Annotated in this window: 21 protein-coding genes; 12 read left to right on the plus strand and 9 right to left on the minus strand. The window is 74.3% G+C overall.

Annotation, left to right across the window (positions count from 1 at the left end; genetic code table 11):
- Nucleotides 1-43 precede the first annotated feature (43 nt).
- Together ACSUPT_RS12425 and ACSUPT_RS12430 are read left to right on the plus strand one after the other, a co-directional pair.
- Nucleotides 44-865, plus strand: a complete 822-nt coding sequence (locus ACSUPT_RS12425; RefSeq protein ID WP_351964492.1) for an ABC transporter ATP-binding protein — start codon at nt 44-46, stop codon at nt 863-865.
- Nucleotides 866-894: 29 nt separating this feature from the next.
- On the plus strand, nt 895-2,517 hold the full coding sequence (locus ACSUPT_RS12430; protein ID WP_436944268.1) for a transporter: 1,623 nt from the start codon (nt 895-897) through the stop codon (nt 2,515-2,517).
- Between the two features lie 604 nt (nt 2,518-3,121).
- Here ACSUPT_RS12430 and ACSUPT_RS12435 read toward each other — a convergent pair.
- Complete coding sequence (locus ACSUPT_RS12435) at nt 3,122-3,712, minus strand: isochorismatase family protein (protein WP_436944270.1); 591 nt, start codon at nt 3,710-3,712, stop codon at nt 3,122-3,124.
- Nucleotides 3,713-3,870: 158 nt separating this feature from the next.
- Here ACSUPT_RS12435 and ACSUPT_RS12440 point away from each other — a divergent pair, with 158 nt between their 5' ends.
- Entirely contained in the window at nt 3,871-4,863 is a 993-nt protein-coding gene (locus ACSUPT_RS12440) for a GlxA family transcriptional regulator (RefSeq protein WP_351964495.1), read from the plus strand.
- Nucleotides 4,864-4,911: 48 nt separating this feature from the next.
- Here the strand turns inward: ACSUPT_RS12440 and ACSUPT_RS12445 are convergent, their stop codons facing one another.
- The gene (locus tag ACSUPT_RS12445) at nt 4,912-5,778 is read right to left on the minus strand and encodes an alpha/beta fold hydrolase (RefSeq protein WP_361662817.1); all 867 of its coding nucleotides are present in this window, start codon (nt 5,776-5,778) and stop codon (nt 4,912-4,914) included.
- Between the two features lie 516 nt (nt 5,779-6,294).
- On the minus strand, nt 6,295-6,987 hold the full coding sequence (locus ACSUPT_RS12450; RefSeq protein WP_351964497.1) for a metal-dependent transcriptional regulator: 693 nt from the start codon (nt 6,985-6,987) through the stop codon (nt 6,295-6,297).
- Between the two features lie 168 nt (nt 6,988-7,155).
- Between ACSUPT_RS12450 and ACSUPT_RS12455 the strand changes: the two genes are divergently transcribed.
- On the plus strand, nt 7,156-7,908 hold the full coding sequence (locus tag ACSUPT_RS12455; RefSeq protein ID WP_351964498.1) for an SIS domain-containing protein: 753 nt from the start codon (nt 7,156-7,158) through the stop codon (nt 7,906-7,908).
- Between the two features lie 106 nt (nt 7,909-8,014).
- Here the strand turns inward: ACSUPT_RS12455 and ACSUPT_RS12460 are convergent, their stop codons facing one another.
- Together ACSUPT_RS12460 and pdxH are read right to left on the minus strand one after the other, a co-directional pair.
- Nucleotides 8,015-9,328, minus strand: a complete 1,314-nt coding sequence (locus tag ACSUPT_RS12460; protein ID WP_351964499.1) for a PAS domain-containing protein — start codon at nt 9,326-9,328, stop codon at nt 8,015-8,017.
- 370 nt (nt 9,329-9,698) lie between these two features.
- Nucleotides 9,699-10,340, minus strand: coding sequence for a pyridoxamine 5'-phosphate oxidase (gene pdxH / locus ACSUPT_RS12465; protein ID WP_361662876.1), 642 nt, complete (start codon nt 10,338-10,340; stop codon nt 9,699-9,701).
- 353 nt (nt 10,341-10,693) lie between these two features.
- On the opposite strand from pdxH, the gene ACSUPT_RS12470 reads away from it, so the two are divergent.
- Complete coding sequence (locus tag ACSUPT_RS12470) at nt 10,694-11,794, plus strand: citrate synthase 2 (RefSeq protein WP_351964500.1); 1,101 nt, start codon at nt 10,694-10,696, stop codon at nt 11,792-11,794.
- 379 nt (nt 11,795-12,173) lie between these two features.
- Here the strand turns inward: ACSUPT_RS12470 and ACSUPT_RS12475 are convergent, their stop codons facing one another.
- The 4 genes from ACSUPT_RS12475 to ACSUPT_RS12490 form a co-directional block, all read right to left on the minus strand.
- A complete protein-coding gene (locus ACSUPT_RS12475; protein ID WP_436944272.1) occupies nt 12,174-12,629 on the minus strand; it encodes a hypothetical protein in 456 nt (151 codons plus the stop codon).
- 393 nt (nt 12,630-13,022) lie between these two features.
- Nucleotides 13,023-13,856 carry a helix-turn-helix domain-containing protein gene (locus tag ACSUPT_RS12480; protein WP_436946206.1) on the minus strand — a complete coding sequence of 278 codons (834 nt, stop codon included), beginning with the start codon at nt 13,854-13,856 and terminating at the stop codon, nt 13,023-13,025.
- Nucleotides 13,838-14,347, minus strand: a complete 510-nt coding sequence (locus tag ACSUPT_RS12485) for a DUF6879 family protein (protein ID WP_436944274.1) — start codon at nt 14,345-14,347, stop codon at nt 13,838-13,840. Before ACSUPT_RS12485 ends, ACSUPT_RS12480 begins: the two co-directional genes overlap by 19 nt.
- Complete coding sequence (locus ACSUPT_RS12490) at nt 14,334-14,549, minus strand: hypothetical protein (RefSeq protein WP_399218859.1); 216 nt, start codon at nt 14,547-14,549, stop codon at nt 14,334-14,336. The genes ACSUPT_RS12485 and ACSUPT_RS12490 overlap by 14 nt, the downstream gene beginning before the upstream one ends.
- A 243-nt stretch (nt 14,550-14,792) precedes the next feature.
- Here ACSUPT_RS12490 and ACSUPT_RS12495 point away from each other — a divergent pair, with 243 nt between their 5' ends.
- From ACSUPT_RS12495 to ACSUPT_RS12525, 7 genes are all read left to right on the plus strand, one after another.
- Nucleotides 14,793-15,581 carry a TIGR03084 family metal-binding protein gene (locus ACSUPT_RS12495; RefSeq protein WP_436944276.1) on the plus strand — a complete coding sequence of 263 codons (789 nt, stop codon included), beginning with the start codon at nt 14,793-14,795 and terminating at the stop codon, nt 15,579-15,581.
- Complete coding sequence (locus ACSUPT_RS12500) at nt 15,578-17,263, plus strand: acyclic terpene utilization AtuA family protein (protein ID WP_436944278.1); 1,686 nt, start codon at nt 15,578-15,580, stop codon at nt 17,261-17,263. The genes ACSUPT_RS12495 and ACSUPT_RS12500 overlap by 4 nt, the downstream gene beginning before the upstream one ends.
- Before the next feature lie 88 nt (nt 17,264-17,351).
- Nucleotides 17,352-18,950, plus strand: a complete 1,599-nt coding sequence (locus tag ACSUPT_RS12505; protein WP_436944279.1) for an acyl-CoA carboxylase subunit beta — start codon at nt 17,352-17,354, stop codon at nt 18,948-18,950.
- 60 nt (nt 18,951-19,010) lie between these two features.
- Nucleotides 19,011-21,110, plus strand: coding sequence for a biotin carboxylase N-terminal domain-containing protein (locus ACSUPT_RS12510; protein WP_436944280.1), 2,100 nt, complete (start codon nt 19,011-19,013; stop codon nt 21,108-21,110).
- A gap of 87 nt (nt 21,111-21,197) precedes the next feature.
- A complete protein-coding gene (locus tag ACSUPT_RS12515; RefSeq protein WP_436944282.1) occupies nt 21,198-22,373 on the plus strand; it encodes an acyl-CoA dehydrogenase family protein in 1,176 nt (391 codons plus the stop codon).
- A gap of 23 nt (nt 22,374-22,396) precedes the next feature.
- Nucleotides 22,397-23,131, plus strand: coding sequence for an enoyl-CoA hydratase family protein (locus ACSUPT_RS12520; RefSeq protein ID WP_436944283.1), 735 nt, complete (start codon nt 22,397-22,399; stop codon nt 23,129-23,131).
- Nucleotides 23,119-23,712 carry a TetR/AcrR family transcriptional regulator gene (locus ACSUPT_RS12525; RefSeq protein WP_351964509.1) on the plus strand — a complete coding sequence of 198 codons (594 nt, stop codon included), beginning with the start codon at nt 23,119-23,121 and terminating at the stop codon, nt 23,710-23,712. The genes ACSUPT_RS12520 and ACSUPT_RS12525 overlap by 13 nt, the downstream gene beginning before the upstream one ends.
- The last annotated feature ends 32 nt before the right edge of the window (nt 23,713-23,744 follow it).

Below are 23,744 nucleotides of genomic sequence, written 5' to 3' on the forward strand. Positions count from 1 at the left end.
CTCGTACAGATGACCGACGGGGCAGCGGGAGGCGGCAGTGACCATGCCGGAGCAGAGCCGGAGAGACGACGCGGCGGGCGGCCCGGACGGGACGCCGACGCCGCCCGCCGTGCGGGTGGAAGGGCTGTGGAAGCGCTTCGGCGACCAGATCGCGGTCGGCGGGGTGGACCTGGTCCTGCCCGCGGGCCGGTTCATCGGCCTCGTCGGACCGAACGGCGCCGGCAAGACGACGACGCTGTCGATGGTGACCGGGCTGCTCCGCCCCGACGAGGGGCGCGTCGAGGTGGCCGGGCACGACGTGTGGCAGGACCCCGCCTCCGTGAAGGCCCGCATCGGTGTGCTGCCGGAGGGGCTGCGGCTGTTCGAGCGGCTGTCGGGGCGTGAACTCCTCGCGTACACGGGCCGGCTGCGGGGGCTGCCGGGCGCCGAGGTCGACAAGCGGGCGACGCAGCTGCTGGACGTGCTGGACCTGGCCGGCTCGCAGCACAAGCTGGTCATCGACTACTCGACCGGCATGCGCAAGAAGATCGGGCTGGCGGCGGCGCTGCTGCACAACCCCGAGGTGCTGTTCCTGGACGAGCCGTTCGAGGGCGTGGACCCGGTGTCGGCGCAGACCATCCGGGGCGTCCTGGAGCGGTACACGGCCTCCGGCGCGACGGTCGTCTTCTCCAGCCACGTCATGGAGCTGGTGGAGTCGCTGTGCGACTGGGTCGCGGTGATGGCCGCGGGCCGCATCCGCGCGCACGGCCCGCTGGCACAGGTCCGGGGCGAGGCGCCCACGCTCCAGCAGGCGTTCCTGGAGCTGGTCGGCGCGTCGGGCCGGGACACGGGCGAGTCCCTGGACTGGCTGGGCGGTGCCCGGTGACGTACGAGTCGGGTGCCTTCGGTACGGGGATGAGGGCGGCGCACCCGGCCGGCGCGCCCGCCGGGACGCTGACCTCCACGTTCGTCCGGATCAAACTGTCGCTGCTGCGCAACGGGCTGCGGCAGTCGTCGGGCCGCACGGCGATGTTCGTCGTCTCCATGGTGTTCGCGCTGCTGTTCGCGGCGGGGCAGCTGCTCGGCCTTGTGCTGCTGCGGGGGCACGCGCAGGCGGCGACGCTGGCGGTGCTGCTGACCGCCGTGACGGCGCTGGGCTGGGCGGTGATGCCGCTGTTCTTCCCGAGCGGTGACGAGACGCTGGACCCGTCGCGGCTGGTGATGCTCCCGCTGCGGCCGGGGCCGCTGGTGCGGGCGCTGCTGGTGGCGTCGCTGGTGGGCATCGGCCCGCTGTTCACGCTGTGTCTGGCGGTGGGCGCGGGGATCTCCGTGGCGCACGGGGCGTTCGCGGTGGCCGTCGCCGTGGTGGCGGTGCCGCTGGTGCTACTGGTGTGCCTGGCGCTCGCGCGGGCGGTGGCGGCGGCGAACATCCGGCTGCTGACGTCCCGCAAGGGCCGGGACCTGGCGCTGCTGAGCGGGCTGGTCGTGGCGATCGGCATCCAGGTGGTGAACTTCGGCGCGCAGCGGCTCGGCCAGGCGGGCGGCCTCTCCCGGCTGGAGCCGGTCGCGGACCTGGTGCGGTGGGTGCCGCCCGCGTCGGCGGTCGGCGCGGTGGACGCGGCGAGCCGGGGCGAGTACGGGACGGCGGTGGCGCAGCTCCTGTTGTCGGCGGGGGCGCTGGCGGCGCTGCTGTACTGGTGGCAGCGGAGCCTGACGAAGCTGATGACGGCGCCCGACGGATCGACGGTCGCGGCGGCCGCGCGGGACGCGGACCGGAAGCGTCCCGGTGCGGGTGCGGGCTGGGCGCGGCTGCTGCCGGAGGGCCGTACGGGCGCGGTCGTGCAGCGGGCGCTGCGGTACGCGTGGCGGGACCCGAAGGCCAAGTCGGGTTGGGTGACGGCGCTGGCGCTGGGGCTGATCGTGCCGGTGTTCAACGCCGTGCAGGGGACGGGCTCGGTGTACTGGGCGTGCTTCGCCGCGGCGATGCTGGGTTCGCTGATGTACAACCAGTTCGGGCAGGACACCTCGGCGTTCTGGATCGTCGCCATGACCATCTCGTCGAGGCGGGACGCGTATCTGGAGCTGCGGGCGCGGGCGCTGGCGCTGCTGCTGGTGACCCTGCCGTACGCGACGCTGGTGGTGTTCGTGACCGTCGCGGTGCTCGGCGACTGGGGGGCGCTGCCGGAGGGCCTGGGCCTGTCGTACGGGCTGCTCGGCGCGATGCTGGGCGTCGGCGCGTGGGCGTCGGCGTACCTGCCGTACTCGATCCCGCAGGACAGCGCGTACAAGAACGCGGCGCCCGGGCAGGGCGGGCTGGCGTGGGGCTCGATGATGGGCGGGATGCTGCTGGCGGTGGTGCTGTGCGCGCCGCTGATCGGGGCGGCGGTGTGGGTGCGGGTGGCGTCGGCGTCGCCGTGGGCGCTGCTGCCGGCCGGTGTGGTGTGGGGTGCGCTGCTGGTCTTCGCGGGCCTGCGGGTGGCCGCGACCCGCACGCACCAGCGCCTCCCGGAAATCCTGACAGCGGTGAGCAAGGCGTAACGCCCGCCGCTTGAACCCCCGACAGAACCCGCACCCTCCAGGGGGCCACCCCCTGCGCCCCGGCTGAACCCGCGCCCATCCAGGGGGCGGTCCCTGGGCCTCGGCTGAACCCGCACCCATGCGGAGGGCGGCCCCCTGGGCTTCGGCTGATCCCGCACTTTCCCAGGGGCGGTCCCTTGGCCCGGCTGCCTTACGAGGCCGTGTGCCCTGCGGGCCGCCGCTGTGGGCAGTCGTTCCGCTTGGGGCGGAACGGGTGGGCACAGCGGAACCTGGCGGGTGCCCGTTCCCGCGCGCACCGTACAAGGGGGCACCCTCCCGGGCGGGGCACCCCGTTGTGCCCACCCTCCCCCAAGCTCTCGGCTTCGCTCGAGCAGGGGGGACCCCCATCGCCCCAGCGGAACGACTGCCCACAACGGGGCGGAACGCATGCCCACAGCGGCAGCAGCCGCGGCAGGCGCCGCACATGGGTGACCCACAAGGCACGGGGGCCCGTCAGCACGCGGGCCTCGTCGGGGAGCGGGCGCAGGGGGGTGCAGGGGGCGGGGGCCCCTGGGGGGAGGGGGGTCCGGGGCGGTCACGGGCGCCACCGGGCCCCCCGGCTCATTCAGGCGAGCTCCGCCTGCGACATGACGACGACCCCGTACAGATCCGCGACGGTCCCCAGCGCACCCAGGTGCACCTCCCGCGCCCCCACCTCCGCACCACCGACCGGCAGCGACCGCGTCGTGCACGCGTCGGCCACGACCGTGACCCGGTGGCCGCGCAGGAACGCGCCCTGCGCGGTGAACGCCACGCACATGTGCGTCATGAACCCGGCGATGACCAGCTCGTCCCTGCCCGCCTCGTCGACGAGCCGCCCCAGTTCGGTGTCGCGGAAACCGTCGGGGACCTTCTTCACGACGACCGGTTCGCCGTCGGCCGGCGCCACGTCGGGATGGATGCGCCCGATCTCGGCCCGGATGTCGTACGGCGTGCCCTCGCCGCCGTCGTTGACCACGTGGATGATCCGGGCGCCCTCGCGGCGGGCGCGCTCCAGCAGCGCCGCCGCGGCGTCGAGGGCCGGCCGCCAGCCCTCCAGCTCCATCACGCCGGTGGTGTAGGTGTTCTGGTAGTCGATCAGGACCAGCGTCGAGTCGGCGAGCTTGGCGGGTGCGTCGGAGAGGCCGGACAGCTGGCGCAGCGTGGTTCTGGGCATGGGGTACCGCCTGAGGGTGTCGGGGTCGGGAAGCGGTCGCGTCGATGCGGTGACCTGCGCCTATGACGCTATGGCCCGGCCCGGTGCGTCGGCAATGTCGTCTAACATGCAGAAACCGACATCGCCGCCGCCGTGGACGGCGCGGCCAGGGGGGACGTGTGGACACCACCGGACGGCTGATCGTCATCGTCCTGTTCGAGGAGGTCGACCTGCTCGATGTCACGGGGCCGCCGGAGGTGTTCCATCTGGCGCGGCGCGAGACGGAGGAGGCCGCGGGCTACGAGGTCGTCCTCGCCGCGGAGGCGATGGAGCCGGTCGTCACGGCCGCCGGGGTCCGCGTCCTGCCCGACGTCACCTTCGAGCAGCTCCGGGAGCGGAGCATCGACACGCTCGTGGTGCCGGGCGCCGTGGAGGTCGGCGAGGACCGCCGCGTGCACCCGCTGGTCGATCCGGCGCTGGTGAAGCGGGTGGCCGAACTGGCGCCGCGCGCCCGACGGGTGGCGTCCGTCTGCGTCGGCGCCCATGTCCTCGCAGCGGCGGGGCTGCTGGACGGCAGGCGGGCCACCACCCACTGGTCCACGGCGCAGCGGCTCGCCGCCGACCACCCGGAGGTCGACGTCGACGCCGACCCCATCTTCGTCCGCGACGGGAACGTGTGGACCGGCGCCGGCATCAGCGCCTGCCTGGACCTGTCACTGGCGCTCATCGCCGACGACCTCGGCGAGGCCACCGCGCTGCGGATCGCCCGGCAGCTGGTGATGTATCTGAAGCGGCCGGGCGGCCAGAGCCAGTTCAGCGTCCCCCTGGAGCAGGTCTCCACGACCCGGCGGGTGGAGGACCTCCGCCACTACGTCCTGCGCCATCTCGCCGAGCCGCTCACGGTCGCCCGGCTCGCCGAGCACGCCCACGTCAGCGACCGGCAGCTCACCCGCGTCTTCAAGAACGAGCTGGGCACGACCCCGCACGCCTACATCGAGTCGGTGCGCGTGGAACAGGCGCGCCACCAGCTGGAGTCCACCGACGCCACGTTGGAACGCGTCGCGGCCGCCACCGGTTTCGGCACCGTCGACACGCTCGTACGGGCCTTCCGGCGCAGGCTCGACACGACGCCGACCGAGTACCGGCGCCGCTTCCGCACCGTCCCCGAGTGAGGCGCCGCCCCACGGGAGCGCCGAGCCGGAGGCCCCGTCAGGCCCTGGTCAGGGCATCGTGTCGGTGAGGAAAGGCCACACGACGGACCTCCAGCCCTCGGGCTGGTCGTAGTGGACGTAGTGGCCCGCGTCCGGCACCTCGGCGTACCGCCCCTGCGGCAGCACCCGCACCATCTCGTGCGCCTCGGCTCGCCCCAGCTCGCCGTCCAGGCCGCGCACCACCAGCGTGGGGCACCGCACCTGCGCCAGCGTGTCCCAGTGCGCGTCGTGGACCCAGGTGGACCGCGCCGCCAGCATCTGGTGCGGCGAGAACACGGGCCGCCAGCCGTCCGGGGCCTGCGCCATCACCTCCGCGAAGAACGCGCCCCGCGCCGGGTTCGGCCGCTCCACCCAGGGGTCGTCCTCGCCGAACCACTTCCGCGCGTCGGCCAGCGTCGCGAACGGCAGCGGCCAGTTGCGGAACCACTCCTCCCACTCCCGCTGTGAGGAGGCGCCCAGCGCGGAGGCCCGCATGTCGCAGATCACCAGCGCGTTCACCAGGTCGGGGCGCTCCGCCGCGAGCTGCCAGCCCGTCAGGGCGCCCATGGAGTGGCCGATCAGCGTCACCGGCCCGAGGCCCAGCTGCTCGATCGCGGCCACGGCGTCCGCCACATACGCCTCACGCGTGTATGGCCCCGCCGCCGGCTTGCCGCTCTGGCCGTGGCCCCGCTGGTCCAGCGCGACCGCCCGGTACCGCTGCGACAGCCACTTGGCCGTCTCCGCCCAGTGCGCGGCCCGGCCCATCAGGCCGTGCAGCAGCAGGACGCCCCCGCCGGGCTCGGTGCCGTCGTCGCCCAGCGCCTTCGGCGGCTCGGCGAACTCCCAGGCGGCAAGGCGTACGCCGTCGGCTCCGGTCAGGTCGATTCGTCGCACCATGTGCCCTGGCACCCCCTTCTGTCACGCTGGACAACCCCACCAGAGTATCGAACTCACATTCGAACACGGGGATATGCGCCACAACACCGCTCGTTCGAGTGACCCCGCTCAAGGATTGACGGGCACGACCGAGGGGAGATCTTCAACGGGAGGCGGACCACTCGGGGAAAAGGGTCCGACGGGATTGACCCTGAGAGCTCGGGGCTCCGGGTCAGCACAGGGGAGGACGGGTCCCGGTGCCGTAAGGCACCGGGACCTTCCCCGTGTGCGGACGTGTGTTCCGGCGACGCGGACGCCGGACGACGAGGATGACGGTGACGGCGACGCATCGCGCGGCTCCCCTCCCAGGACAGGTCCCGGCCTGAAGCCCAGAGTGGCACGCGCGAAGCCGCCCCGCTGCCGTTCCGCGCGAAAGCACCCCGTACGGTACGGCCGCCGCGCCGCGAACGGAACACCACCGCCCGCCGGGCCCGCGTCGGCGCGGGCGAGACGGGCGGGCGGCGCCGGGACGGGGCCTCAGCGCTTGGCGACGAAGACGTGTGACGCCACGTCGGCGTCCAGCTCGGCGGCCTCGCCGCTGCTGCCGACCAGCACCCCGCCGGGCGACTCGGTCACGCTCACCACGGAACCGGGCTGCACGCCGGCCCGCCGCAGCGTGTACATCAGCTGCGCGTCCGTCTGGATGGGCTCGCCGATCCGCCGCACCACCACGGTCTTGCCCTCGGCGCCCGCGTCCAGCTCGGACAGCGCCACCATGTTCTCGTCGAGGAACGGGTCCGCCTCGGCCTGCTCGCCCAGCTCCTCCAGGCCCGGGATCGGGTTCCCGTACGGCGACTCCGTCGGGTGCCGCAGCAGCTCCAGGACGCGCCGCTCCACGGCCTCGCTCATCACGTGCTCCCACCGGCACGCCTCGGCGTGGACCTGCTCCCACTCCAGGCCGATCACGTCCACGAGGAGGCACTCCGCGAGGCGGTGCTTGCGCATCACGCGGGTGGCGAGCCGGCGGCCCTCCTCCGTCAGCTCCAGGTGCCGGTCCCCGGCGACGGTCACCAGGCCGTCGCGCTCCATCCGGGCCACCGTCTGGCTGACCGTGGGACCGCTCTGGTCGAGCCGTTCCGCGATGCGGGCGCGCATGGGCACCACACCTTCCTCTTCAAGCTCGAGGATGGTGCGGAGATACATCTCCGTGGTGTCGATCAGTCCGGACATACGTGCCCCTCGATGCGTGACTTCCAGTGTGCGCGGCCCCGACTCAATTGTTGCGCATCCCGTCGGCTACCGTGCCGCGGCCGACCTGGCGGGGGGCGGACGCCGTATTGACACGGGAATGGTCCAGACCGCACCGTGATCCGCGACACGACGAGAGGAAGGCCGCCGATGGGCGACAGCACGCTGGCCGATCAGTTCTTCGACGCCGCGATCGGACTGCTCCAGCGCGTCCGGGACGAGGAGGCCGAGCGGATCGCCGCGGCCGGTGCCGCCGTCGCCGACACGATCGCCTCGGGCGGCCGCCTCTTCGCCTTCGGCGCCGGCCACTCGTCGCTGCCCGCCCAGGACGTCGTCTACCGCGCCGGCGGCCTGGCCGTCATGAACCTGCTGCCCGTGCCGGGCGCCGTCGGCGTCGAGCCGCCCGCCACCCTCGGCTCCGCCCTGGAGCGCGTCGAGGGCCTGGCCGCCGCCGTCCTGGACTCCTCCCCCGCCCGCGCCGGCGACCTCCTTGTGATCGTCTCCCTGTCCGGGCGCAACGCCCTGCCCGTCGAGATGGCCGTCAACGCCCGCGCGCTGGGCCTGAAGGTCATCGGCGTCACCTCGGTCGCCTACACGAAGGAGACCCGCCCCCGGAACGCCTCGGGCACCTTCCTGAAGGACCACTGCGACATCGTCCTCGACTCCAAGATCCCCGTCGGCGACGCCGAGCTGACCCACGAGGGCATCGCCGCGCCGTTCGCCCCCGCCTCCACCGTCGTGACCAGCGCCCTCATGCAGGCCGTCATGGCGTCGGCGGCCGGGGAACTGGTCCGCCGCGGCGTCGAGCCCCCGCTGCTGCGCTCCGGCAACGTCGACGGCGGCCACGAGTGGAACACCCGCGTCATGGACGAGTACGCGGACCGCATCTTCTACCGCCGCTGAGCCTCCGCCCCGGCGCACCCCGCCCGGACGCGCGGCCCCCGCGCACCGCCCGGCGCGCTGCCCCCGCGCACCGGCCGGGGGCGGGGCGGACAGCGGTGTGCGGGCGTCAGTCGCCCCGCAGGTCCAGGGACGCCGCCACCCTCACCGCGACGCTCTCCGCGTAGGCCACGTCCGGGCGCTCGAACGGGGGCCGGCTGGCGGAGCGCAGGAAGGTGACCACGCCCAGCGTGCGGCCCCGGCTCCGGAGCACCGCGCACAGGGCGTGCGCCGCGCCCGCGGGCCAGAGGCGTTCCGCCGCCCACGCCCGCGCGGGACCAGAGGTCCAGGTGCTGGCGCGTACCGCGCCCGCCCGCTCCAGCGCGCGCAGTGCCGGGTGGCCGGGGGCGTACGGGACGGGGAGGCCGCCGCCCGCGACGGGGGCCACCGGTCCGGGCGCCCCGGCGGGTGTGGCGGCCACCCGGACGAGCCGGGTGCCGTCGCCCCGTACGACGTCCAGCAGCGCGTCGTCCGCGAACCCGGCCAGCGCGAAGTCCAGGTACACGGTCGCCGCCTCCATCGGGTCCTCGCACTCGGCTGCGGCGGCGCCCGCGCGGTGCAGCTGGCTGGCGCGGAAGCGCAGCCGGTCGGCCTCCTGCTCCGCGAGCCGGACCTCGGTGACGTCCTCGAACAGCCACGCCACGCCCAGCGGCGCGGGCTCCCGCGACAGCGGGGAGGCGAGGCGCAGGAAGCCGCTGCGCCAGCAGCGCCGCCGTTCGCCCTCGGGCGTGCGGACGGTCGTCCACAGGTCGGCCGGGGCGCCGGGGTCGCCCTCCGCGAGTACGTGTTCCAGGGCGGCCTCCAGCTGGTCGGCGCCCTGGAGCAGGAAGTCACCGAAGGGGCGGCCCAGCAGGGCCGTACGGGAGGCGCCGAGGGCCCGGGCGGCACCGGTGTTGACGACGGCGGGCCGCAGGTCGGCGTCCACGACGACGAGCGCGCACGGGGCGTCGGCGAACAGGGCCTCGCTGAGGGCGACGGACCGCTCGAAGTCCAGCTGCGCGTGGACCTCGCCGAAGGCGCAGTACACGCCGGCGGGGCGGCCGTCGGTGCCCCGCACCCCGGACGCCTGGGTGCGTACGAGGACCCGGCCGCCGTCCTTGCGGAGCAGCGCGAACTCGTGGAGGCCGCGCCCGGGTCCGTCCATGGCGGCCATCAGACGGGCCTCGATGACGGCGGCGTCGGCGGGGCGGGCGGCCCATCCGGCGAGGCCGCGGCGGCCGACGGCCTCGGCGGCGGGCCAGCCGAGGATCCGTTCGGCCTCGCGGTTCCAGTGGGTGACCACACCGTCCGCGTCGAACGCGCACAGCGCGGCGTCCATCCCGTCCAGCAGCGCGCTGAGCAGGTCCCCGTCCGCCCGCGCCGTTCCGCTCCTGGACGCACTCATCCCGGCACCCCCTGCGAGACATGAGCCGTATACGCGCCTGCACCCTCAGCGCGCCCGGCCATTCAACTGGAACGTGACCCAGGACACACGGGGTTCGGAAAATTCGATTGTGCGTGGCGCGGGGCGTTCCTAGTGTGTGGGTCACACGAGAAAGGAGGTGATCCGGAAGTGGTTTCTTTTCGGATGCGTGAGGTGACTGCGGGCTGAGGCCTGTCGTCACATGACGGCAGGCCTCCTGCCGTACACCCAAGCAGTCACCGGCCCGCGGGCTCGTCGGCACATCCGGCCGACCTCTCTTGCCAGCAGGAGAGCAGCAGAGCCCGCGGGCTTCTGCGTGCCCGCACCCGGGTGCGGATGCGGGCACGGGGCGCTACGGGGCGAGCCGCTCCACGCGCCAGGCCGCCTCGCCGTCTCCCGCGCCCTCGCGGACGTACCGGAGGCGGTCGTGGAGGCGGTTCTCGTGGCCCTGCCAGAACTCCACCGTGTCGGGGACGACGAGGAAGCCGCCCCAGTGCGGCGGCACGGGCACCTGGGCGCCCTGCGGGTAGCGGGCGGCGAGCTCCTCGTACCGGGCGAGCAGTTCGGCGCGGGAGGCGATGACGGAGGACTGGGCGCTGGCCCAGGCGCCGAGCTGGGAGCCGTGCGGGCGGGTGCGGAAGTACGCGGCGGTCTCGTCGCGGCCGACGCGGGTGACGCGGCCGGTGACGATGACCTGGCGGGCGATGGGGTGCCAGGGGAAGAGGAGCGAGGCGAAGGGGTTCGCGGCCAGCTCGGCGCCCTTGCGGGAGTCGTAGTTGGTGAAGAAGACGAAGCCGCGCGCGTCGACGTGCTTGAGCAGCACCGTGCGGGCGGAGGGGCGGCCTTCCGGGGTGGCCGTGGCCACGACCATGGCGTTCGGTTCGTGGATGTCGCCGCAGGACGCCGCTTCCTTGAACCAGTGCGCGAACTGCTCCAGGGGATGCGCGGCGAGGTCCTCCTCGGCAAGCTCGGAGGTGTGGTACTGCTCGCGCATGGGCGCCGGATCGAGGGCGGGGTCCAGGGCTGGATCGAGGGCGTCGGTCACGGCGTCCATCCTGCCTCAGGGCGTCCCTGCCGCACCGGTCCGCCTGGTGGGCCGCATCAGTCTGCCCGGCGGACGGCCGCCTTAACCACGTCGGACCGCAACGGCGGAGTGTGCCTGATGTCACGCTTCCCCGCATCGGGGGAACCCGACAGACTCTTGGGTCGGGCCACTGTTCGTTCTCTCCAGATCCGGTTCATCGCGGAACCGGATCTCCGCAGGCCGGTCCGTTTCCGGGCCGCTTCGTCCAGACGCTCTGATCTACGACACACACGCCGTATACGTTCACAACGAGGAGCCGCCAGATGTCCGACTTCGTACCCGGGCTCGAAGGAGTCGTCGCGTTCGAGACGGAGATCGCCGAACCGGACAAGGAGGGCGGCGCCCTCCGCTACCGGGGCGTCGACATCGAGGACCTGGTGGGCCATGTGTCCTTCGGGAACGTGTGGGGCCTGCTGGTCGACGGGGCGTTCAACCCCGGCCTGCCGCCGGCGGAGCCGTTCCCGATCCCGGTCCACTCCGGTGACATCCGCGTGGACGTGCAGTCGGCGCTGGCGATGCTGGCGCCCGTGTGGGGCCTGAAGCCGCTGCTGGACATCGACGAGCAGCAGGCGCGGGACGACCTGGCGCGGGCGGCGGTGATGGCGCTGTCGTACGTGGCGCAGAGCGCGCGCGGGCAGGGCCTGCCGATGGTGCCGCAGAGCGAGATCGACAAGGCGCAGTCGGTGGTCGAGCGGTTCATGATCCGCTGGCGCGGCGAGCCGGACCCCAAGCATGTGAAGGCCGTCGACGCGTACTGGACCTCGGCCGCCGAGCACGGCATGAACGCCTCCACGTTCACCGCGCGGGTCATCGCGTCGACCGGCGCGGACGTGGCGGCGGCGCTGTCGGGCGCGGTCGGCGCGATGTCGGGCCCGCTGCACGGCGGGGCGCCGTCGCGGGTGCTCGGCATGATCGAGGAGATCGAGCGGACCGGCGACGCCGTGGCGTACGTGAAGCGCGCGCTGGACAAGGGCGAGCGGCTGATGGGCTTCGGCCACCGCGTGTACCGGGCGGAGGACCCGCGCGCCCGCGTGCTGCGGCGTACGGCCCGCGAGCTTGCGGCGCCGCGCTTCGAGGTGGCGGAGGCGCTGGAGAAGGCCGCGCTGGAGGAGCTGCACAACCGGCGCCCGGACCGGGTGCTGGCGACGAACGTGGAGTTCTGGGCGGCGATCGTCCTGGACTTCGCTGAGGTCCCGGCGCACATGTTCACGTCGATGTTCACCTGCGCCCGCACGGCCGGCTGGTCGGCGCACATCCTGGAGCAGAAGCGCACGGGCCGCCTGGTCCGCCCGTCGGCCCGCTACGTCGGCCCCGGCCCGCGCGACCCGCGCGAGATCGCGGGGTACGAGGACATCGCGTCCTGAGGCCTCGCGGAAGTGCTGAGGCCTCGCTGAGCCGCGCGGGCCCTGGCCCGCGCCCGTCCCACCGCACCGCCCCGCTTCCCGGCCCCGCGCGCCGGGAGGCGGGGCGGTCCGCGTCGGGAGCGGCCCGCGTCGCGGGGTCCGCGTCACGGGGCGGTCCCGCCCGGTCCAGCGCCCCGCACAGGCTGCTGCCCGGCCCGGACGCCTGGGGACCTCCTGGGCCCTGCCTGCACTGCGGGCGGGACCCTCGCCTTCGTTGCCATGGGACCCCCCGACCGGATGGCGGCTTCCGCCGGGCCGGTCGGTCCTGGAGGCGGGCTTCTGCCACCCCGCGCACCGCGGAGACTGGAGTGCCGTTCGCCCCTCGCCCCTCCGGGCCGGGTCACGTCTCCACCGGAGCTCCTGCGGCCGCCTGCGGCACGAGTCCTGGAGGCTGCGGGGGCGCGGGGCACGGGTACGCGGGTCGGAAGCGGTGTGGCGTGCAGGAGATGAGGTAGACGCCCAGGTACCGCCGGCCGACGAGCCACCATCCGCCCGCCACATCCTCACCACCCGCCACCGCCTCGGCGGCGGAATGCACGCGCTCCTCCAGTACGCCACGGTCATGGCCGTGTTCGAACGCAGCGGCATGGGGGCGTACTTGTTCCCCGAACCAGGCGGCTGCCTCCCGTGGCTCGTGCCAGGTTCCCCGTACGAATCGGGCGCCTTTGAGCAGCCACTGCGCCAGTTCCAGCGGAGGCAGGGGACTGACGGCGAAGTCCGGGTGGTCGGCCCGGCGCACGCCGTCGTGGACCCGGTCGAGGCCGGTACCGAGCCACAGGTAGCCGTGATGATGCATGAAGAGATCTCCCTGCCGGGCGGGCGGCCGGCGCGTATCGCCGCCGCCCGCCCTCGTTGGCGGATGCGGCCTACCGACGACCGCAGCCGTCGCCGTCTCCACATCCGCCAGACGGATTGCCGCCCTGTCCGTCGTCCTCGCCTGGAGCGGTCTTGACCTCACTCATGGCGTGGCGCATGGTGACCTCCGGGTATGCCCTTGGCACGCGGTCCGTCCGGGTGCCGATCCGCGTTTGAGCGCGGAGGGGCCGCGCCGCCCTCTTCCGGGCGGCCCCCTGCCCCGCTCCGGACGTGGTCCTGCCAGGGAATTGACGGCCGGAGCGGGAACGCGGCCGCGAATGCGGCCAGGGCTTATCGTTGCGGCGCCGCCGCGAGGGGTACAGGATCTTTCCCGTCAGGGCAAGAATCCATCGCGGATTTCCTCGACAAGCACGCGCATTTCATCGCCGTACAGAGCCGCTTCGGAGAACCGCTCGAATGTGTCGAGGTAAAGCCGGACATCCTTGGGGTCCCTCGTCGTGACTTCCGAATGGAATGTCTCGATCATCACGAGGCGGTCGTCGTGGAGACTGAAGCACGTCATCGGGAAATCCGGCATCCGGCCCGACAGCGGTACGACGCCGATGGTCACGCCCGGAAGCCGGGACAGGGACACCAGGCGGTCCAGTTGGACGGCCATGACGGCCGGTTCGCAGATCAGCCAGCGCAGGACGTGCTCACAGACCACGAAGTGAAACGCCCGGATCCCCTCGTAGAGCACGGCCTGACGCTCCAGCCGCGCCGCGACGGTCCGTGCCCTCGTCTCGGCCGGCAGCGCGGGCGGCAGCGAGAAGACAGCCGTCGCGTATTCCGGAGTCTGGAGCAGACCGGGAATGAGCTGCCCTTGAAAGAGTCGGAGCGTGACAGTGGTCTTCTCGATGGCCCGGATCGCCTGCTGATGCTTCCAGGGGCCCATACGGCGCAGGAGGCGCCATGCGGTGGCCTCTGTCACCTCCGCGCGGACTGTGGCGAGGAACTGCTCTTTCGCCGCTTCGGAAACGTTCAACGCGGAAAGAATGAGCTCCACGTCCCGCACCGTGGGCATGGTCCGCCCGTTCTCGATTTTCGACAGCTTGGCAGCGGACATGGACGATCTGCGGGCGACCGTCTCACCGGTCAGCCCCGATGCCGTGCGCAGCGCCCGCAGGGCCTTGCCGATGGAATCAGCGGTCAGCGGTGCCGCTCCCAGTAGGCGGCGAACGGTACGGCGTGGCGCAGCGCCAGGTCGCGGTAGCCCCGGTACTCCGCGAGCCTGTCCGGGGGGAGCAGCTCCGCTCCGGTGAACCGCCCCTCCTGGGTGTAGTGCATGCGGTACACGTCCCGGTCGTCGAACAGCCAGAAGTCGTGACCGGGCAGCCCCGTCACCGGCTGTTCGCCGAGGTCCACGATGCCGATGACCTCACCGGCCCTGATGTTGCCCGGGTAGGCGGACAGTTCGTACCGCAGGTAGTCGGTGAGCGGCGAGCACAGGACGTGGACGCGGGACAGGTGCTTTCCCCGCTCCGTGATGGAACGCACCCAGGGGTTGTCGTCCCACTCCGGTCCCATGTCCTCCCCCGCGAGGAATCGGCCGATCTCCTCCCGCTCCTCCTCCACGTCGTAGACGGCCAGGGTCTCCAGCCGGAACGCCGTCCGTTCGAAGGTCTCGAAGAGCCGCCCGAACTCCTCACTGCCGAGCACGGAAGAACCCCTCCAGCACGGCGGCGGGCACGATGACGGCCGACTCACCCGCGGGCAGGTCCAGTTGCGCCAGCCGCTCGACGTCGGTGATCACGTAGCCCTGTACGACATAGTCCCTGCCATCAGGGGTCCGCCACAGCGTCGGGCAGGTTCCGTTCTTGCAGTCCGGGTTTCCGGACAACTTCAGCAGCGGTGCGCCCATGAGTCCCCCTCGCGGTGACGAACCCGTCACGGTCGATGCTCCCGACCCGCTCACGGCCGGGTCAAGGACTGATCCTTTCCATAACGGGAAAGCCGGTCCGCGCGTTGCGGGATCGGGGGCCGTAGGGCGCTCCGGTGGGGAGTCGCCTCGTGAGGGAAAAGAACAAGCAAGCACGCTTGCTTGTTTTGTGGGGCGGTGGGATGCTCGCCGCGCGTCGCCGAGCGGCTAGCGAGGGAGTGTGCTGTGGACCATCCCGTGCTCGATGATCTGCGGGACGAGAGCGAGGAGTTGGACCGGGTCGTCGCCGCGGCCGGGAACGGGGACTGGGGGCGGCCCACGCCGGCCGCCGGGTGGACCGTCGCCCACCAGGTCGCCCATCTGGCCTGGACCGACGAGGTCGCGCTGATGGCCGTCGCCGCGCCGGACGACTTCGCCGCGCATGTGGCCCAAGTGGCGCGCGGGGCCTACGACTTCGTCGACCGGGCCGCCGAATCCGGGGCCCGGGAGGAGCCCGCCGTGCTGCTGGAGCGGTGGCGGGCGGGGCGGCGGCTGCTGCGGGAGGCCCTGCGCGGGCTGCCCGACGGGGCCCGCGTGCCGTGGTACGGGCCGCCGATGAGCGGGGCCTCGCTCGCCACCGCTCGGCTCATGGAAACCTGGGCGCACGGGCAGGACGTCGCCGACGCCCTCGGGGTCGTACGGGAGCCGACGGCGCGGCTGCGGCACGTGGCGCGGATCGGCTGGCGGGCGCGCGACTACGCGTACGCCGTGCGCGGGCTCACCCCGCCGGACGGGCCGTTCCGCGTCGTGCTCGACGCGCCGGACGGCACCGTCTGGACCTACGGCCCCGAGGACGCCGCCCAGTACGTCACCGGGCCCGCGCTCGACTTCTGCCTCCTCGTCACCCGGCGCGCCCACCGGGCCGACCTGGCCCTGCGCGCCCACGGGCCCGACGCCGACCGGTGGCTGGACATCGCCCAGGCCTTCGCCGGGCCGCCCGGCGCCGGACGCCCGCCGAGGGAGGCGGGAGCGTGAGCGGCGGCGTGCTGCGGGTCGGGAACTGCTCCGGGTTCTACGGCGACCGGTTCTCCGCCGTGCGGGAGATGCTCACCGGCGGGCCCCTCGACGTGCTCACCGGCGACTACCTGGCCGAGCTGACCATGCTCATCCTCGGCCGGGACCGGCTGAAGGACCCCTCCCTCGGGTACGCCAGGACGTTCCCGCGGCAGATGGAGGACACCCTCGGCCTCGCCCACGAGCGGGGCGTGCGGATCGTCACCAACGCCGGGGGGCTCAACCCCGCCGGGCTGGCCGCGCACCTGCGCGAGCTGGCCGGACGGCTCGGCGTACCCGTGCGGATCGCCCACGTGGAGGGCGACCAACTGCCGCTCCCCGACGGCGCCTTGACCGCCAACGCCTATCTCGGCGGCGCGGGGATCGCCGCCTGCCTCGACGCGGGCGCCGACCTCGTCGTCACCGGGCGGGTCACCGACGCCGCCCTCGTCACCGGGCCCGCCGCCGCGCACTTCGGCTGGGCCCCCGACGCGTACGACGCGCTCGCCGGGGCCGTCGTCGCCGGGCACGTACTGGAGTGCGGCACGCAGGCCACGGGCGGCAACCATCCGTTCTTCCGGCGGTACGACCTACGGCACCCCGGCTTCCCGCTCGCCGAGCTGCACCCCGACGGCTCGGCCGTCATCACCAAGCACCCCGGCACCGGCGGCGCCGTCGACGTCTCCACCGTCACCGCCCAACTCCTGTACGAGACGCAGGGCGCCCGGTACGCCGGGCCCGACGCGACCGCCCGCCTCGACACCGTACGGCTCGACCAGGAGGGCCCCGACCGGGTGCGGATCAGCGGCGTGCGCGGCGAGGCACCGCCGCCCGCCCTCAAGGCCGGCGTCACCCGGCTCGGCGGCTGGCGCAACGAGGTCGTGTTCGTCCTGACCGGCCTCGACACCGACGCCAAGGCGCGGCTCGTGCGGGAGCAGGTCGAGGACGCGTTCGGGCGGGCCGGGGTCCGTCCGGCGCGGGTGCGGTGGGAGCTGGCCCGCACCGGGCGGGCCGACGCCGACACCGAGGAGACCGCCAGCGCCCTGCTGCGGCTCGTCGTGCGCGACCCCGACCCGCACGCGGTGGGCCGGGCCGTGACCGGCGCCGCCGTCGAACTGGCCCTCGCCAGCTACCCCGGCTTCCACGTCACCGCCCCGCCCGGCAAGGGCGAGCCCTACGGGGTGTTCCAGGCCGTGTACGTCGAGCCGGGCGCCGTCACCCACACCGCTGTACTGCCCGACGGGCGGCGCGTCCCCGTACCCGCGGCGCCCGCGACGGCGCCCCTCCGGGACGTCCCCGAGCCGCCCCTGCCCGAGCCCCTGCCGCCCGGGCCCGCCCGGCGCGCCCCGCTCGGGCTCGTCGCCGGGGCCCGCAGCGGCGACAAGGGCGGCGACGCCAACATCGGCGTCTGGGCCGAGTCGGACGCCGCCTGGCGGTGGCTCGCCCACACCCTGACCGCCGACCGGCTGCGGGACCTGCTGCCCGAGACCCGGGCCCTGCCGGTCACCCGGCACGTCCTGCCGAACCTGCGCGCCCTGAACTTCACCGTGGCCGGCCTCCTCGGCGAGGGCGCCGCCGCGCGGGCCCGGTTCGACCCGCAGGCGAAGGCGCTCGGCGAATGGCTGCGCGCCCGCCACCTCGACATCCCGGAGGCCCTGCTGTGACCGTCCGCCCGACCGGAGGCCCCGCCCAGGCCGCCCGCCCGACGCGGGGCCCCGCCGTGACCGCCCACGCCATCCAGGAGGTCCCGCTGTGACCGTCCTCGCGTCCGCGCTCGACACGGCGTCCCCCGGCTACGGGGCGAACCGCGCCGCCATGCTCGACAAGCTCGACGCGCTGCACGCCGAGCACGCCAAGGCCCTCGCGGGCGGCGGCGACAAGTACGTCGGCCGGCACCGGGCGCGCGGCAAGCTCCTCGCCCGCGAGCGGATCGAACTGCTCCTGGACGACGACACGCCGTTCCTGGAGCTCTCCCCGCTCGCCGCCTGGGGCTCCGAGTACGCCGTCGGCGCGTCCCTCGTCACCGGGATCGGCACCGTCGAGGGCGTCGAGTGCCTGATCACCGCCAACGACCCGACCGTGCGCGGCGGCGCGTCCAACCCGTGGACGCTGAAGAAGGCCCTGCGCGCCAACGAGATCGCGTACACCAACCGGCTCCCCGTCGTCTCGCTGGTCGAGTCGGGCGGCGCCGACCTGCCGTCGCAGAAGGAGATCTTCATCCCCGGCGGCGCCCTCTTCCGCGACCTCACCCGGCTCTCCGCCGCCGGGATCCCCACGGTGGCCGTCGTGTTCGGCAACTCCACCGCCGGAGGCGCGTACATCCCCGGCATGTCCGACCACACGGTGATGATCAAGGAGCGGTCGAAGGTGTTCCTCGGCGGGCCGCCGCTCGTGCGGATGGCGACCGGCGAGGAGAGCGACGACGAGTCGCTGGGCGGCGCCGAGATGCACGCCTGCACCTCCGGACTCGCCGACCACTACGCCCTGGACGAGGCCGACGCGATCCGCCAGGCCCGCCGGATCGTCGCCCGCCTCCACCACCGCAAGGCCCACCCCGACCCGGGCCCCGCCGAGCCGCCGAAGTACGACGCGGAGGAGCTGCTCGGCATCGTGCCGGGCGACCTGCGCACCCCGTTCGACCCGCGCGAGGTGATCGCCCGCATCGTGGACGGCTCCGACTTCGACGAGTTCAAGCCGCTGTACGGGCCGAGCCTGGTCACCGGCTGGGCGCGGCTGCACGGCTACCCGGTCGGGGTCCTCGCCAACGCGCGGGGCGTGCTGTTCAGCGCCGAGTCGCAGAAGGCCGCCCAGTTCATCCAGCTCGCCAACCAGCGCGACATCCCCCTGCTGTTCCTGCACAACACGACCGGCTACATGGTCGGCCGCGCCTACGAGCAGGGCGGCATCGTCAAGCACGGCGCCATGATGATCAACGCGGTCTCCAACAGCCGCGTCCCGCACCTGTCGGTGCTCATGGGCGCCTCGTACGGCGCCGGGCACTACGGCATGTGCGGCCGGGCGTACGACCCGCGGTTCCTCTTCGCCTGGCCCAGCGCCAAGTCCGCCGTGATGGGCCCGCAGCAGCTCGCCGGTGTCCTGTCGATCGTCGCCCGCGCGTCCGCGCGGGCCAAGGGCCGGCCGTACGACGAGGAGGGCGACGCCGCGCTGCGCGCCATGGTCGAGCAGCAGATCGAAGCCGAGTCGCTGCCGATGTTCCTGTCCGGGCGGCTGTACGACGACGGGGTCATCGACCCGCGCGACACCCGCACCGTCCTCGGCCTGTGCCTGTCCGCGATCCACACCGCGCCGGTCGAGGGCGCGCGCGGCGGCTTCGGCGTCTTCCGGATGTGAGGCGCCCGTGGCCGCCGTGGTCCCCGTGGCTCCCGCCCGTCTTCCCGATGTGAGGCTCCCGTGATCGAGAACCTGCTCGTCGCCAACCGGGGCGAGATCGCCTGCCGTATCTTCCGCACCTGCCGCGACCTGGGCATCCGCACCGTCGCCGTGCACTCCGACCCGGACGCCGGCGCACTGCACGTACGGCAGGCCGACGCGGCGGTGCGGCTGCCGGGCGCGGCGCCCGCCGACACGTATCTGCGCGGCGACCTCGTCGTGGCCGCCGCCCTCGCGGCGGGCGCCGACGCCGTGCACCCCGGCTACGGCTTCCTCTCCGAGAACGCCGCCTTCGCCCGCGCGGTGGAGGCGGCCGGGCTGACCTGGGTGGGGCCGCCGCCGGACGCCATCGAGGCCATGGCGTCCAAGACCCGCGCCAAGCGGCTGATGGGCGTCGAACCGCTCGACCCGGACGCGCTCACCGAGGCCGACCTGCCCGTGCTGGTCAAGGCGGCCGCCGGCGGCGGCGGGCGGGGCATGCGCGTCGTACGGGAGATGGGGGCGCTCAAGGCGGAGCTGGCCGCCGCGCGGGCCGAGGCGCTGTCGGCCTTCGGCGACGACGAGGTGTTCGCCGAGCCGTACCTGGAGCGCGGGCGCCACGTGGAGGTGCAGGTCCTCGCCGACGCGCACGGCACGGTGTGGGCGCTCGGCACCCGCGACTGCTCCCTCCAGCGACGCCACCAGAAGGTGATCGAGGAGGCACCCGCGCCCGGCCTGCCCCGGGCCCTGGCCGAGGAGCTGCACGCGACGGCCGTGCGCGCCGCCCGCGCCATCGGCTACCGGGGCGCGGGCACCGTCGAGTTCCTGATCGGCCCCGACGGCGCCGCGCACTTCCTGGAGATGAACACCCGGCTCCAGGTCGAACACCCCGTCACCGAGGCCGTCCACGGCGTCGACCTGGTGGCCCTGCAGCTGCGCGTCGCGGAGGGCGCGCCCCTGCCGGCCGAGCCGCCCGCACCGCGCGGCCACGCCGTGGAGGCCCGGCTGTACGCGGAGGACCCGGCGCGCGGCTTCGCCCCGCAGACCGGCACGCTCCACGCCCTGGACGTGCCCAGGGTGCGCCTGGACACCGGCTACGCGGCCGGGGACGCGGTGGGCGTCCACTACGACGCGCTGCTCGCCAAGGCCGTCGCCCACGCGCCCACCCGCGCGCAGGCGCTGCGGCTGCTGGCCGGCGCCCTGGAGCGGGCCCGCGTGCACGGGCCGGTCACCAACCGGGACCTGCTGGTCCGCTCGCTGCGGCACCCGGAGTTCGCCGAGCCCGGCCGCGCCGACACCGGCTTCTACGACCGCCACCTGGACGCCCTGACGGCCCCGCCGCCCGGCGGCCGGTACGCCGCCGTGGCCGCCGCGCTCGCCGAGGCGGCCGCCCGCCCGGGACCCGGCGCCTGGCGGAACGTCCCGTCGCAGCCGCGCCTGCGCGTCTACGGGGAGGAGTACGGCTCCGGGGGCGCCGAGCACGAGGTGCGCTACGCCCGCACCCGGGACGGCTACGACCTGCCGGACGACCCCGGGGTGCGGGTCGTGGCGGCGGACGCGCGGGAGGTGCGGCTCGACGTGGCCGGGGTGGTCCGCCCGTACCGCGTCACCGTCCGCCCCGGCTCGGACACCGTCCACGTGGACACGCCGACCGGCGCCCACCGGCTCACGCGCCGCCCGCGCTTCACCGACCCGGCCGAGCGGACCGCGCCCGGCTCGCTGCTCGCGCCCATGCCGGGCACCGTCGTACGGGTCGCCGAGGGCCTCGCGGAGGGCGCCCGCGTCGAGGCGGGGCGGCCGCTGCTGTGGCTGGAGGCGATGAAGATGGAGCACCAGGTCACCGCGCCCGCCTCCGGCGTCCTCACCGCCCTCCACGCCGAGCCGGGCCGCCAGGTCGAGGTCGGCGCGCTCCTCGCCGTGGTCGAGGCCGACACCGGAGCCGAGGGCGATGCCGTGGCCGAGACCGACACCGCGCCCGGGGCCGGCGCCGACACCGAGGTTGAGGCCGATGCCGCGCCCGGGGCCGGCGCCGACACCGAGGCTGAGGCCGATGCCGCGCCCGGGGCCGACGCCGTGGCCGGGCCCGACACCGTGCCCGGACCGGGCCCCGACGCCGTCGCCAGGCCCGCCGCTGACCGGTAGCCGCGGCAGTCCCCGGCCCCGCAGCCACAGCCCCGCCGTTGCAGGGCAGCACGCCCCGCCCGTCCGATCCGCACAGGAGGAACAGGCATGACCGCAGTCACCGGCACCACCTCCCCCGCCACCGCGATCCCCTTCGAGACCGACGAGCAGCGGGCGCTGCGCACCGCCGTCGCCGCCCTCGGGCGCCGCCACGCCGACGGGCACGACGCCGACCCCGACGTGCTGTGGCGGGAGGCGGGCAAGCTCGGCTACCTGGGCGTGAACCTGCCCGAGGAGTACGGCGGCGGGGGCGGCGGCATCGCCGAACTGTCCATCGTCCTGGAGGAGCTGGGCGCCGCGGGCTGCCCGCTGCTGCTGATGATCGTGTCGCCGGCGATCTGCGGCACGGTCATCGCCCGGTTCGGCACCGGAGAGCAGAAGCGGCGCTGGCTGCCGGGGCTCGCCGACGGCAGCCGCATCATGGCGTTCGGGATCACCGAGCCGGACGCGGGCTCCAACTCGCACCGGATCACCACCACGGCCCGCCGCGCGCCCGGCGGGGACTGGGTGCTGTCGGGCCGCAAGGTCTTCGTGTCGGGCGTGGACATGGCCGAGGAGACCATGATCGTCGGCCGTACGGAGGACGCCCGGACAGGAGCGCTCAAGCCGTGCCTGTTCGTCGTCCCGCGCGACACGCCCGGCTTCCAGCGCACGCCCATCGACATGGAACTGCGGGCCCGCGAGCGGCAGTTCGAACTGGTCCTGGACGACGTGCGGCTGCCGGCCGACGCGCTGGTCGGCGACGAGGACGCGGGGCTGCTCCAGCTGTTCGCCGGGCTCAACCCGGAGCGGGTGATGACGGCGGCGTTCGCGCTGGGCATGGGCCGCTACGCGGTCGCGAAGGCGGTGGCGTACGCGAAGGAGCGGCAGGTGTGGCAGGCGCCCATCGGCGCCCACCAGGCCATCGCCCATCCGCTGGCCCAGTCGCACATCGAGCTGGAACTGGCCCGGCTGATGACGCTGAAGGCGGCCGTGCTGTGCGACGCGGGCGACGACGCGGGCGCGGGCGAGGCGGCGAACATGGCGAAGTACGCGGCGGCCGAGGCGTGCGTACGGGCGGTGGACCAGGCGGTGCACACCCTCGGCGGGAACGGCCTGACGCGCGAGTACGGACTCGGCAGGCTCATCACCGCCTCGCGCGTGGCCCGCATAGCACCCGTGAGCCGGGAAATGATCCTCAACTACGTCTCGCACCAGTCCCTGGGACTCCCCAAGTCGTACTGACCACTCCACCGGAGGCGAGCACCATGGCCCTGATCACCACCGCCCACGACCGCGCCGTCACCACGCTCACCCTGAACGCCCCGGACACCCGCAACGCCCTCTCCGCGCAGCTGGTCGCGGAGCTGGCGGACGCGCTGGAGGGGTGCGCGAAGGACCCGGCGGTACGGGCGGTGGTGCTCACCCACAGCGGCGCCACGTTCAGCGCGGGCGCCGACCTGAAGGCCCCGCCGAGCCCGTACGCGTTCGTGGCGCTGCTGCGGCGGATCGTGGAGCTGCCGAAACCGGTCGTCGCGCGGGTCGCGGGGCGGGTGCGGGCGGGCGGCGTGGGGCTGGTGTCGGCGTGCGACCTCGTGGTGGCGTCGGACGCCTCCGACTTCGCGCTGACGGAGGTGCGGATCGGGGTGGCGCCCGCGCTGGTGTCGCTGACGCTGCTGCCGCGCCTCGACCAGCGGGCGGCGGCCCGGTACTACCTGACGGGCGAGCGGTTCGGCGCGGCGGAGGCGGCGCGGATCGGGCTGGTGACGGCGGCCGCGCCGGACGTGGACGAGGCGCTCGTACCGCTGCTCGACGCGGTGCGGAAGGGGTCGCCGCAGGGGCTGGCGGCGTCGAAGCGGCTGGTGACGGCTAGGGTGCTGGAGACCTTCGAGCGGGACGCGGAGGACCTCGTCCAGCGCTCGGCGTCGCTCTTCGCCTCGGCGGAGGCGCGCGAGGGAATGACGGCCTTCCTGGAACGACGGGACCCCGCATGGGCGATATGACCACCACCGCCGCCCCGGCTCCGAAGCAGGACCGCAGCCGCGCCACGCGGCGGCGGCTGCTCGAAGCCGCCGTGGCGTGCCTGGCGGAACGCGGCTGGCAGGGCTCCACCGTGTCGGTCGTCGCCGAGCGGGCGGGCGTGTCGCGGGGGGCGGCGCAGCACCACTTCCGCACGCGGGAGGACCTGTTCCTCGCGGCGGTCGAGTACGTGGCGGAGGAGCGGTCGCAGGCGCTGCGGGAGCTGGGCGGGCGCAGCCGCGCCGAGGTGGTGGAGGCGCTGGTCGCGCTGTACACGGGCCCGTTGTTCCGGGCGGCCCTGCACCTGTGGGTCGCCGCGTCCGACGAGCCGCAGCTGCGCCCGCGCGTCACGGAGCTGGAGGCCCGCGTGGGCCGGGAGGCGCACCGGATGGCGGTGGAGCTGCTGGGCGCGGACGAGTCGGTGCCGGGGGTGCGCGAGACGGTGCAGGGGCTGCTGGACATGGCGCGGGGGCTGGGGCTGGCGACGCTCCTGACGGACGACGCGCCTCGTCGCGCCCGCGTGGTGGCCCACTGGTCCCACCTCCTGAACCAGGCCCTGGCCTGACCCTCCACCCCCAGCGCCCCGCCTGCCCGGGG

This window comes from Streptomyces sp. SudanB25_2051, assembly GCF_964272635.1.
Lineage (GTDB): Bacteria > Actinomycetota > Actinomycetes > Streptomycetales > Streptomycetaceae > Streptomyces.